We start from the raw sequence: 11,815 nt of genomic DNA, 5'->3' as shown, positions 1-11,815 counted from the left end.
CCCCCCCCCCCCCCCCCCCCCCTCCCCCCCCCCCCCCCCCCCCCCCCCCCCCCCCCCCCCCCCCCCCCCCCCCCCCCCCCCCCCCCCCCCCCCCCACCGGCCGCGGCGGGGCACCGGTGGCGGTCCGCCCTCCGGCCGGGACCCGGCCGCACGGCGCCTTCCGGGTCCGTCCCGCTCCCCGGGCGGTGGGACGGACCACCGCTCATGTCGAGACGGCCGATCGGGCGGCGGGCGCCCGCTCCCGGGCCACGGCCGCCGGAGCCGGGGCCGCCGCCGACGCGGGGGCGGGAGCCGCCACCGGGGCCGGGGCGGGGGAGTGGACCGGCGGGGCCTGGACGGGAGCCGGGGCCGGAGTGCCGACCGGGCTCTGGACCGGCTGGGTGAGATCGACGCCCCGCGGCGGCGCCGTACGCCCCGCGCCGTACGCCGCGAACGGGGACTTGGCGGTGGTGGCGGGCTGCGGTACGGCGAGGGTGAACCAGACGACCTTGCCGCCGCCGTCGTCCCGCGCGTGCATGCCCCAGCTCTGGCTGACCGCGGCGACCAGGGCCAGCCCCCTGCCGTGGGTGGAGACCGGGTCATGGGCGCGGAGGCGGGGCAGCCGGGGGTCCTGGTCGCGGACCGAGACGGTGAGCCGGTCCAGCATCAGGACGATCTCCACCGCGCAACTCTTGTCCGGTTCGGCGTGCCGGTGCACGTTGGTCAGCAGCTCGGTGACACCGAGCGCGGCCGGGTCGATGAGCGGATCCAGATGCCAGTAGCGCAGTTGCGCCGACACGATTCTGCGGACCTGACCGATCCGCGACGGCAGGGCTTGCAGCTCCACCGTGCAATGCCTGCTAGGACGACTGATCACGGCTGCGACTCCCTGAAAGAAGTTGGGGCTAGCCTGATTCAGGTGCGGGCGACGAACACGTTCAGCAGTGGTGGCTGCTGGGCGCGACCGGGGAGCCGGTTCTCAGCGTCACCGCTTGTTGACCCTCAGTGATACTGATACTCGTCCAGGGTCGGCCCCCTCGCGCGCATGCGCAACTCGGCCGGTTCACTTCCCCCGGCCGTGCCCCCGGGCGGACCGCACCGCGTCCAGGAAGCGGCTGGCGGCCGCGGGGCCGGTGCATTTGGCGGCGGCGTCCTGCTCGCCGAGGGTGAGGCGGTAACGGGTGCCGTTCACGGTGGCCATGGCCTGGTCGCCGTCCACGAACCACGGCTTGCTCGCGCGGACCGACTGGACCGGGGCGCTGTCGATCTCGCTGCCGTAACTGGTCAGCAGCTGGAGCCTGCCGTCCTTGATCAGGACCTGCCCGGCACGGGTCACCGAACGGAGGAACCGCTCGATCCGCACCCCTCTGGCATTGAACTCCGTATCGGCCATGACGACCGCCTCCCCGGTGGCTCCCGCCGGCACGCGTGCCGCTGCCTCTCATTCTCCCTGCTGCGCAGTGTGCCCGTGACGAGCCCGGCGCACCAGGGCGCACCAGGGTCCACTTAGGATCGAAACGGCCCGATCGTGCGACCCGGGCCGGGCACGAGTACGAGGAGCGACGTGGACAGCACGACACGGGGGGTCAGCGACCGGGGGGTCATCGACACGGTGGACGTGGACCGCAGCGACCCCGGCTACCGGGAGTGGCTCAAGGAGGCCGTCCGCAGGGTGCAGGCCGACGCCCAGCGCTCCGCCGACACCCATCTGCTGAGCTTCCCGCTGCCCGAGCGGTGGGGGATCGACCTCTATCTGAAGGACGAGTCCACCCACCCCACCGGCAGCCTCAAGCACCGGCTGGCCCGTTCGCTCTTCCTGTACGGGCTGTGCAACGGCTGGATCCGGCCGGACAAGCCGGTGATCGAGGCGTCCAGCGGCTCCACCGCCGTGTCCGAGGCGTACTTCGCCAAGCTGATCGGGGTGCCCTTCATCGCGGTGATGCCGCGCACGACCAGCCCGGAGAAGTGCCGACTGATCGAATTCCATGGCGGCCGATGCCATTTCGTGGACGACCCGCGGACGATGTACGAGGCGTCCGCCGCGCTCGCGGCGGAGACCGGCGGCCACTACATGGACCAGTTCACCTACGCCGAGCGCGCCACGGACTGGCGCGGCAACAACAACATCGCCGAGTCGGTCTACCATCAGCTGCGGCTGGAGCGCTATCCGGAACCGGCCTGGGTGGTGGCCACCGCGGGCACCGGCGGCACCTCGGCCACCATCGCGCGCTACGTCCACTACATGGGGTACGACACCCGGGTGTGCGTCGCCGATCCGGAGAACTCCTGCTTCTTCGACGGCTGGGTGCACCATGACGACCGGGCGTCCAGCGAGCGCGGCTCGCGGATCGAGGGCATCGGCCGCCCCCGGATGGAGCCCAGCTTCGTCCCCGGCGCGATCGACCGGATGATGAAGGTCCCGGACGCGGCGAGCGTCGCTGCGGTGCGCGCGCTGGAAGGCGCCATCGGGCGCAAGGCGGGCGGTTCGACCGGGACCGGGCTGTGGAGCGCGCTGCGGATCGTCGCGGAGATGGTCGAGGCCGGGCGCACCGGCAGTGTGGTGACGCTGCTGTGCGACCCGGGCGACCGCTATCTCGACAAGTACTACTCGGACCGGTGGCTGGCGGAACAGGGTCTCGACATCGCGCCCTACGCGAGGACGATCGACACCTTCCTCGGCACCGGCCGCTGGTCCGGCTGAGCGCTCCGCGGGATCCGGGCCCGGCCGCCGCTATCCCCCGGCCAGGAGGTGGTCCAGGTTGCGGACCGCCGTGCGGAAGGCCCGCCCCAGCCCCGGGCGGGCCAGCCGCGCGGTGAGGTGCACCGGCAGCGGGGCGTCCAGCGCGAAGACATAGCGCACCAGCGTGCCGTCGTCGGAGGGGGCCAGGGTCCATTCCTCCAGCAGCGCCCGCAGCCCCGGGGCGTTCGTCTCGTCGATGCGGTAGGCGTAGCGCTCACCGGGTTCCGCGGTCATCACCGTCTCGCGGAAACGGACCCCGCCCCGGAGGCGGATCTCGCGGCCCTTGCCGCCGTCGGTGGTGCGTGCCGAGCTCACCTCGCGGAACCACCGCGGCCAGCCCTCGGTGTCGGCCAGGGCCGTGAACACCGACCCGGGCGGGGCCTGGGCCTCGGCGACGAAGACCATCCGCAGCGGGGCGGTCTCGGCGTACTCGAGCCCGACGGGACGTAGCCGGTGTGTCATGCGCACACCATAACTGCCGTCCCGTCAGATGTCTGCGGTCCCGGTTGCCTCGCCCGCCACCACCAGCTCCGGCAGATACTCGGCGATCTCCGCGCGCGCGTCCTCCGGCAGCCCCGGGTCCGTCACCAGCGCGTCCACCTGGTCCAGCGTGGCGAACGAACTCAGTCCCACCATGCCCCACTTGGTGTGGTCGGCGACCACCACCACCCGCCGCGCGGCCCGGACGAAGTGCCGGTTGGTCTCCGCCTCGGCCAGGTTCGGCGTGGACAGCCCGGCCTCCACCGATATGCCGTGCACGCTCAGGAACAGCAGATCGAAGTGGAGGGAACGCACCGCGGCGTCCGCCACCGGCCCCACCAGGGTGTCCGAAGGCGTCCGCACCCCGCCGGTGAGCACCACCGTGGCCGCTCCCGGGCGCGGCCCGCCCCCGGCCGTCGCGGAGCGCTGGGCGTTGTAGAAGACATCGGCGACCCGCACCGAGTTGGTCACCACGGTCAGATCCGGGACGTCCAGCAACTGGTGCGCCAGCGCGAAGGCCGTGGTGCCCCCGGCGAGCCCGATCGCGGTGCCCGGGGTGGCCATCGCGGCCGCCGCCTTGGCGATGTCCTCCTTGGCGCTCAGCTCCAGACCCGATTTGGCCTCGAACCCCGGCTCGTAGGTGCTCGCCTCGGCGACCGGCACGGCACCGCCGTGCACCTTCTCCACCACGCCCAGCCGGGCGAGCGCGTCAAGATCGCGACGGACCGTCATATCCGAGACGTTGAGCCTGCGCGTCAGTTCATTGACCCGCACCCCACCCCGCCGGCGCACCTCGTCAAGGATCAAGGCGCGGCGCTGCTCCGCGAGGAGGTTCTGGTTGTCGCTCACCCTGCCTCGTCTCCTTCCGCTCGGCGCCCACGGCCCGCGGCCTCATCTTCGCACGTGCCGGGGACACCCGATCACCGGAGCGTATGAGCATTACGATTTCGCCACGCCCGGCCCGTCAGGGTCCGGCCCGCTGACCGCTGGGAACAATCCTGAGGGGGAACGACGGCACCACACCGGTAGCGACCACACCGGGATCGGGGGACACGGTGGCATCGACCGTGGGCAGCGGCGCGGCGGACATGACGGACACGGCAGGCGCGACAGCCGAGGCGGGCGGGCCGGGCACGGCCGGGGTTCCGGCCGCGGTACCGGAAGGAGACCGCGCGGTGCGCGCCGCGGGACCGCCGCCGGATCTGGAACTGCTGGTCCACGGCGTCGGCGGCGCCACCCCCCAGGAGATGCTGGGCGATCCGCGCACCGTCCGGGTCACCGGCGACGAGACCGCCGGGGTGTACCGCAGGACCGATGAGGCCGACGCCGAGACGCGCCCCCGGGAGGACCGCGAGAGCCCGGTCCGCGAGGCGTACGTCTGGTCCAATCTGACCTCCGGCAACAGCTCCCGCGCCCTGTGGCTGCTGTTACTGCCCTTCATGGTCGCCAACCTGGTCCACTGGATGCGCCCCGCGGCCGACCGGAGCGAGCGGACCGTGCGCGGCTACGGACTGCTGGTGCGGCTGGTCGCGCTCAGCCTCACCGTCACGCTGATCGCCGGGGCCTGTGAGGTGGCCCTGGACCTGGTCGCCTGGCAGTGCGCGGGCGCCGACGCCTGCGCCGGGGAGAAGTCCTGGCTCGGCTTCATGGCGCCCGGGAACCACGGCTGGTGGAGCCAGCCCGGCCGCCGGATCGCGCTCGCCGCCGTGCTCCCCACCGCGCTCACCGGGCTGCTGTGGTACCTGTCCAACCGGACCTGGAGCGCCTACGAGTCGCAGTCCCCGCTGGAGCGCCCGGTCGACGAGTGCGCCCCCGAGGCGGGCAACCGCCCCGGGCTGTGCCTGCCCGGCTTCTGGTACGGCCGCCGCATCGTCGCCCGGCTGCGCGCCGCGCACACCGCCGCGGGGTTCCTCACCATCGCCGCCGCGGTGACCACCGCCGCCGCCACCCAGGACCGCAGGCCCGGCGGCAGCACTCCGCTGGACGCCGCGGGCTGGGCGCTGCTGGTCCTGCTGGCCGCGGTAGCCGTCGCCGTGGTGTTCGTGGTGTGCCACCGCGGCCGCAGCGAGACCAGGGTCGACGGCACACTCGACAAGATCACCATCACCGCGCTGCCCGGCACCGCGCTCGGGGTGCTCGTGCTCTCCGTCCTGCACGCCGCGTGGTCCCGCCCCGAATGGGTCTCGCACGGGAAGCTGCCCGGCAACCAGACCTTCTGCGTCCTGGCGATCGCACAGGGCGTGCTCATCCTGATGATCGCGGGCTGTTCGCTCATGCTCTACCGGGCCGCGCCCGCCGGCCGCACCCCGCTGTACGGGCTCGCCGGGCCCGCCGTCGCCACCCTCGCCTGCGGACTCGGCGCGGTGCTGGCCGGAGGTGTCGCCCAGCGGATCGCCGACTGGCTGGACGGCGGCGCCACTCCGGGCATGGGCGAGCGGCCCGAAGTCGCCCCGCCCCTCCTGCTGTCCTGGCTGGCCACCGCCATACCGCTGCTGCTGCTCGCGCTGCTCCTGCTGGTGCTGGTCTTCGCCGTCCGGGTCTGGCGGCTGCGTGCCCGGCTGCTGGGGACGATCATGGACGGCTATCCGGGGGAGCGGCCCGACGGGGTGCGCACCCGCCGGATCGCCGGGACCATCGCCCGCGCCGGGGTCACCGACTCCGCACCCTGGATCGTCGGCCCGATCGCCCTGTGCACCCTGCTGGCCGGGGGGCTCGCGGTCACCGGGGCCTGGGCCACCGGCCAGGTCCCCGGACGGGCGGCCGACGGTACCCCCGGCCTGGTGGACGCCGCCGCACAGACCTGCCAGGCGATCGGCTCCTGGCTGATGGGGCTGGCCTTCCTGATGCTGGTCACCTGGGCCCGCCGCGCCTACCGCAGCCCCTCGGCCCGACGCACCATCGGCATCCTGTGGGACGTGGGCACCTTCTGGCCGCGTGCCGCCCACCCCTTCGCGCCCCCCTGCTACGCCGAGCGGGCCGTCCCCGATCTGACCTGGCGGATGGAGACCTGGACCCGGCGGCACGGCGGGCGGCTGGTCATCTCCGGCCACTCCCAGGGGAGTGTGCTGGCCGCCGCCGCGGTCTGGCAGCTCGACCCCGGCACCCGCGGCCGAGTGGCACTGCTGACCTACGGATCACCGGTGGAGCGGCTCTACGGCCGCTGGTTCCCCGCGTACTTCGGCCCCGGTCCGCTGCTCTCGCTCCACGGCGAGGTGCGCTGCTGGCGCAATCTGTGGCGCTACACCGACCCGATCGGCGGGCCCATCCGGCTGCCCGACGGCACCGGCCCGGAGGTCGACCGCGGGGCCCTGAAGGACCCGCTCGCCTACGGCCGTACGCCCGAACACCCGCTGCCCGCACCGATACTGGGACATTCGGAGTACCAGGCCGACCCCGTCTTCGACGAGGAGCGGGCCGCCCTGCTGGCCCGGCTCCCCGAACAGCCGTGCTCCACCCCGGGGGAGGGGGAGACCGGTCAGATCAGCTCCGGCAGGTCCTCCGGGTAGAGCAGGGTGAGCTCGTCGGTGGTCGGGTCCCCCAGCTGGGCGACCCGGCCCGCGTGCCGCTCCACCATCGCCTCGAAGGTCTGGCGGGCGGTGCGGCCGTTGCCGAACGCCGGGCCCTTGGGGAGCGCGGTGAAGTACTTCAGCAGCGCCTCCGCCGCACCGTCGCCGATCCGGTACTCGTGCTCGTCGGCCTGCTGCTCCACGATCCGCAGCAGTTCCTCCGGGGCGTAGTCGCCGAAGGTGATGGTGCGGGAGAAACGGGAGGCCACACCGGGGTTGACGGACAGGAAGCGCTCCATCTCCGCGGTGTACCCGGCGACGATCACCACCACCGCCTCACGGTGGTCCTCCATCAGCTTCACCAGGGTGTCTATGGCCTCCCGGCCGAAGTCCCGCCCGGAGTCCTCGGGGGAGAGGGCGTACGCCTCGTCGATGAACAGCACCCCGCCGCGCGCCCGGTCGAACGCCTCCTGGGTGCGGATCGCCGTCGAGCCGATGTGCTCGCCGACCAGGTCCACCCGGGAGACCTCGACCAGATGGCCGCGCTCCAGCACCCCTAGCGAGGCCAGGATCTCGCCGTAGAGCCGGGCGACCGTGGTCTTGCCGGTGCCGGGGGAGCCGGTGAAGACCAGATGGCGGCGGACGGACGCGGCCTTGAGCCCGGCCTGCTGACGGCGCCGCCCGACCTCGATCATGTCGGTGAGCGCCCGCACCTCCCGCTTGACGCTCTCCAGCCCCACCAGCGCGTCGAGTTCACCCAGCACCGCCGTGGACGGGCGGACCTCCACCGGCGGTTCGGCGGTGGGCACCGCGGGCTGCGTGGGACGCGGCGCGGGCACGCCGCCCAGCAGCCCGACCGTGGACGGGACGGTCGCCGGCGCGGGCGCGGTGGCCGGGGGCAGCGCCAGGGCGGACGGGGCGGCGGGCAGGGCCTTGGTCGCGCTCTCGTCGCTGGTGCAGTCCTCGACGACCGGGCCCTCCTCGGAGAACTCGTAACCGCCGCGGGCACAGCGCTCGGTACGGCAGCGGGTCAGCGTGGTGCGGCAGCCGTCGATGATGTGGAAGCCGTAGCCACCGCTGCCCGTCACCCGGCAGCCCTGGAAGGTGCCGCGCCCCTCGGCGGACACGTAGAACCCGGCCTCGGTCGGCCCGGAGACGGTGGTGCGCTCCACGGTCGGATCGGCGCCCTTGGTGACGATCACCCCGGTCGAGGCGCCGTCGATCGTGCAGTTGGCGAGCGTGCCGCCGCTGCCGTGATCACGGAACCAGGCGCCGGTGGCCGCCTCCCGGATCCGGCAGTCGTCCAGCTGGGCGGTGGCGCCGTCGCTCACCGACACCGCCGTGTTGCGCACCTGGGACAGATCGCTGTCCACGACGTCCACCCGGGAGCCGCGGTCCAGGACGAACAGCGCGTCCGGGACGTCGCGCAGCCGGCACGAGTCGAGGACGGCGGTGGCGCCGTCGCTCACCCACACCGCCGGATAGTCGCCGGTGCTCTCGTGCAGTTCGCACTGGTTGGCGTCGACCCGGGTGCCCGGGTCCCAGACCGAGAGGCCGTTGCGCCCGAACCGGCGCACCGTGGAGCGGGTGAGGGTGAGCACCGAACGCGAGCGCAGGTCGACCGCGTTCTCCGGAATGTCGTGGATCTCGCAGTCGGCGAGCGTCAGCACCGCGTCGGTGTCCAGGTTGACCCCGTCGGAGGTGGTGCGGTGCACCTTGCAGTCGGTGAGGTGCCCGGTCGCCCGCGAGGAGACCGTCACGCCCGCGCCCCGGATCTCGTACACCTCGCAGCCGACGGCCTCCAGCGAACTGCCCTCACCGGTCAGCGAGAGCCCGGCGCCCGAGGTGTGGTGGATCCGGCAGCGGTCCAGCCGGGGACGGCCACCGCCGCGCACCGCCACCCCGGACTGTCCGGCCGCCACCACCTCGCACTCCTCGAACACCCCGCCCGAGCCGTCCAGCACGCTCACCCCGATGCCCGCCGGGTTGTCCACGGTGCACCGCCGTACGGTGGGCCGGGCGCCGCCCCGCACCTCGATGCCGACCGCGGAGCGGGTCGCCACCCGCAGGTCCATCAGCTCCGGGGTGCCGTCCTCGACCAGCAGCGCGGGGGCGGCCGCGTCCTGGCCCTCCACACACAGGTCCTGGACCACCGCGGAGGCGCCGATCGTCAGGGCGACGCCGTCGGCCGGGGCGATCCGCACCGACCCACGTGCGGAGCCCTCCGGCCCGCGCAGGGTCACGGACCGGTCCACCACCAGATTCTCGCGGTAGGTGCCGGGCGAGATGGAGAGCACATCGCCGTCGCTCGCGGCCTCCAGGGCCGCGGTGAGCGAGGCGTACTCTCCGGTGCGGCGCCGCCACCGCGACGTTCCGCTGTGCGTCACCTGGACGACCGAGCCCTGTGCCATGGTGCTGTTGTGCCCCCACCTCGTGGTCAAGCCGGATGTGCGCGACACGCGACTGTGGCGCTGCGCGTGTGAATGCCCCACCGTAGCGTGCGCCGGGCGTGAGGAGTTGACCTCCCCGTGAGGCCCGCGTGGACTTGCTGTCAGGATGACAAAACGTCTACGCGCGACGCCGGGCGCGCTATGAAGGCGGCGCGCTCAGCTGCCCGCGTCCGCCCGGCCCCAGTCCTGTCCGGCGCGGGCCCAGGCGGTGTCCCACTCCGCGTAACGCCGTCGCATCAGCCGCCATACGACCAGCCGTCGGCCGCCGTCCACCAGGGCGACGGTGACCGCCCCGGCGCCGATACCGGCGAGCACCGCGTGGGTGGCCGCGGTGGCCGTGTCCAGCGGGCGCCCGCGCGGGCGGCCGTGCTCATCGGTCCACAGATGGAACCGCTCACCGGGGTCGGCGCCGGGATGGGTGGCCAGCGGGCCGCGGTGTCTGCTGCCGTCCGGGGCGGTCCACCGGGCGAACACCCGGCGGTGGGCGTCCCGCGCGGAGGAGGTCTCGGGGTCGGAGTCCACCGGGGGGTGGGGGAGGATCCTGACCACGGTGGCCGGAATCAGATACCGGTGGGCGCGCTGCTCCCGGGCGGCCTTCACCAGGGCGTCATGGGCGAGGGAACCGGTGATGACACCGACGGTGGGGGCGGCGACCAGCATCAGCAGGACGGCGATCAGCGCGGCGGTGGCCTCGGCGAGGTCCGTGGCACGGCGCAGCGGATTGCGGCGCCAATGCCAGAGTCCCCGGATCATCTTCATAGGTCACACCCCCCTTCCCCGTCCGTAAATACCGTATGGCGGGCGGGATATGCGCGCATTCGGTGAAGAGAGAGCAATATCACGGGCTCAGCGCTTCCGGTCCACGGCGGGGCCGTCGACGGCCAGCGGCACTCTCCAGATCAGCCGGGTGCCGCCCGCGTCGGGCTCCTCTATCCGCAGGGCGCCGCCGAGCAGGGCGGCCCGGGAGCGCATGTTCACCAGTCCGCCGCTGGGCGTGGCACCGCCCAGACCCACTCCGTTGTCCGTGACCATGAGGGTGATCCCGCCGGCGTTCTCCACGGTCAGCCGGACGTCCACCCGCTGGGCCCGGGAGTGCCGGACGGTGTTGCTGAGCGCCTCGGCCAGGACCGCGAGCAGCTGGTCGCCGTGGTCGTCCGGCACATCGGTGTCCACCGGGCCGTCCATCAGCAGCGAGGGCGCGAACCCCAGCGCGTCCGACGCCGCCCGGACGGCCTTCACCAGCCTCCGCCGCAAGGTGGCCGGTTCACCGTCCTCGTTCCCCACGGTGCGCAGTGCGAAGATGGTGGAGCGGATGATCTTGATGGTCTCGTCCAGGTCGTCCACCGCCCGGCCGACCCGCTCCGCCGCCTCCGGACGCTCGATCAGCCGCCCCGCGCTCTGGAGCGTCAGCCCGGTCGCGAACAGCCGCTGAATGGCCAGGTCATGGAGGTCCCGGGCGATCCGGTCGCGGTCCTGGAGCAGCGCCATGTGCTCCGACTCGGCACGGTGCCGGGCCAGTTCGAGGGCGAGGGCCGCCTGCGCGGCGAACCCGGACAGCAGCTCGACCTCGTTGTCGTCGAAGGGCGGCCGTCCGGCCAGCCGGCACAGCCGCAGCGAGCCGGAGGAGCGTTCGTTCGCCACCAGTGGGACGGCCACCAGCGGACCGAACTCGCTCTCCTGGTCGGGCAGTGGCCAGGCGCGCGCCCGCGCGTCCACCCGGACGTCGGTGGCGACGGCGGGGCGGCCGGTGCGTGCCGCGAGCCCGGCCAGCGAACCGTCGGCCGGTACCACCAGACCCCCGATCCGCTCGGCGTCATGGCCCTCGGCCACCTCCACCTTCAGACTGTCGGTGCCCGCGACGGGGAGCAGGACGGCCGCCGAGTCGGCCAGCGCCACCTGGAGGGCGAGCCGGGCGATCAGGCTCAGCACCTGGTTGGCCGGGGTGCCCGCGAGCAGCGTGCGGGTGATCACCCCCAGCGCCTCGAGCCACTGCTCCCGGCGTCGGCTCTCGTGGTACAGCCGGGCGTTGTCGATGGCGACACCCGCGGCCACCGACAGGGTGGTCAGCACCGCCTCGTCATCGGGGTCGAACTGGGCCCCGCCGCGCTTCTCGGTCAGGTACAGATTGCCGAAGACCTCGTCGCGGACGCGGATCGGCACCCCCAGGAAGGAGCGCATCGGCGGATGGTGCTCGGGGAAGCCGTGGCTCGCCGGATGCTCCGACAGATCGGTCAGCCGCAGCGGCTGCGGATGGCGGATCAGCTCGCCGAGAAGACCGTGGCCACTGGGCAACGGGCCGATCCGGTGGACCAGGTCCTCGGATATGCCCACCGGCAGGAACTGGGAGAGCCGGTGCCGGTCGACCACGCCCAGCGCGCCGTACTCGGCGTCGGTCAGCGCCACCGCGGACTCCACGATCCGCCGCAGCACCTGCTCCAGGTCCAGTTCGCGGCCGACGCTGAGCACCGCCTCCAGCAGGCTGTGCATCCGCCCCTGGGTGGACCGGGCGGCGTCCAGCCGCGCCTGGAGCTCGTCGAGGAGCTGATCGAGACGGAGTTGGGGCAGTGCCGGATGACGCCCGTGATCCGCTGTGCCCGACACTTGGCCTCCATACCCCCATGACCCGCTCACCAGCAGGATATCGGTGCCCGGCGGGCCGC

The 11,815-nt window shown here is 73.4% G+C and carries 9 protein-coding genes; 2 read left to right on the top strand and 7 right to left on the bottom strand.

The features are described from left to right. Window positions 1-202: 202 nt before the first annotated feature. Window positions 203-856 (bottom strand): ATP-binding protein, encoded by a 654-nt coding sequence (locus AC07FT_RS28400; protein ID WP_479178737.1) that lies wholly within the window; start codon window positions 854-856, stop codon window positions 203-205. Window positions 857-1,042: 186 nt separating this feature from the next. Beyond that, window positions 1,043-1,372, bottom strand: coding sequence for a hypothetical protein (locus AC07FT_RS28395; RefSeq protein ID WP_479178735.1), 330 nt, complete (start codon window positions 1,370-1,372; stop codon window positions 1,043-1,045). A 171-nt stretch (window positions 1,373-1,543) separates the two neighbouring features. On the opposite strand from AC07FT_RS28395, the gene AC07FT_RS28390 reads away from it, so the two are divergent. Next, the gene (locus tag AC07FT_RS28390) at window positions 1,544-2,680 is read left to right on the top strand and encodes a PLP-dependent cysteine synthase family protein (RefSeq protein ID WP_479178733.1); all 1,137 of its coding nucleotides are present in this window, start codon (window positions 1,544-1,546) and stop codon (window positions 2,678-2,680) included. A 30-nt stretch (window positions 2,681-2,710) separates the two neighbouring features. On the opposite strand, the gene AC07FT_RS28385 is transcribed toward AC07FT_RS28390, so the two are convergent. Together AC07FT_RS28385 and AC07FT_RS28380 are read right to left on the bottom strand one after the other, a co-directional pair. Then, the gene (locus AC07FT_RS28385; protein ID WP_479178731.1) at window positions 2,711-3,181 is read right to left on the bottom strand and encodes an SRPBCC family protein; all 471 of its coding nucleotides are present in this window, start codon (window positions 3,179-3,181) and stop codon (window positions 2,711-2,713) included. 24 nt (window positions 3,182-3,205) lie between these two features. After that, window positions 3,206-4,048, bottom strand: a complete 843-nt coding sequence (locus AC07FT_RS28380) for a DeoR/GlpR family DNA-binding transcription regulator (RefSeq protein ID WP_471204865.1) — start codon at window positions 4,046-4,048, stop codon at window positions 3,206-3,208. Between the two features lie 239 nt (window positions 4,049-4,287). On the opposite strand from AC07FT_RS28380, the gene AC07FT_RS28375 reads away from it, so the two are divergent. Then, window positions 4,288-6,705, top strand: a complete 2,418-nt coding sequence (locus AC07FT_RS28375; RefSeq protein ID WP_479178742.1) for a hypothetical protein — start codon at window positions 4,288-4,290, stop codon at window positions 6,703-6,705. On the opposite strand, the gene AC07FT_RS28370 is transcribed toward AC07FT_RS28375, so the two are convergent. The 3 genes from AC07FT_RS28370 to AC07FT_RS28360 all read right to left on the bottom strand — a co-directional run bounded on the left by AC07FT_RS28370 (window position 6,675) and on the right by AC07FT_RS28360 (window position 11,756). Next, window positions 6,675-9,116 (bottom strand): right-handed parallel beta-helix repeat-containing protein, encoded by a 2,442-nt coding sequence (locus AC07FT_RS28370; protein WP_479178730.1) that lies wholly within the window; start codon window positions 9,114-9,116, stop codon window positions 6,675-6,677. The genes AC07FT_RS28375 and AC07FT_RS28370 overlap by 31 nt on opposite strands. A gap of 195 nt (window positions 9,117-9,311) precedes the next feature. After that, complete coding sequence (locus AC07FT_RS28365; protein WP_471204861.1) at window positions 9,312-9,914, bottom strand: Rv1733c family protein; 603 nt, start codon at window positions 9,912-9,914, stop codon at window positions 9,312-9,314. A gap of 87 nt (window positions 9,915-10,001) precedes the next feature. Then, the gene (locus tag AC07FT_RS28360) at window positions 10,002-11,756 is read right to left on the bottom strand and encodes a GAF domain-containing sensor histidine kinase (protein WP_479178728.1); all 1,755 of its coding nucleotides are present in this window, start codon (window positions 11,754-11,756) and stop codon (window positions 10,002-10,004) included. Window positions 11,757-11,815 lie beyond the last annotated feature (59 nt).

It is taken from the genome of Streptomyces sp. NPDC045899, assembly GCF_056431485.1.
Note: the sequence above shows the minus strand (reverse complement) of the source record. Positions and strands in the feature narration are given on the sequence as shown.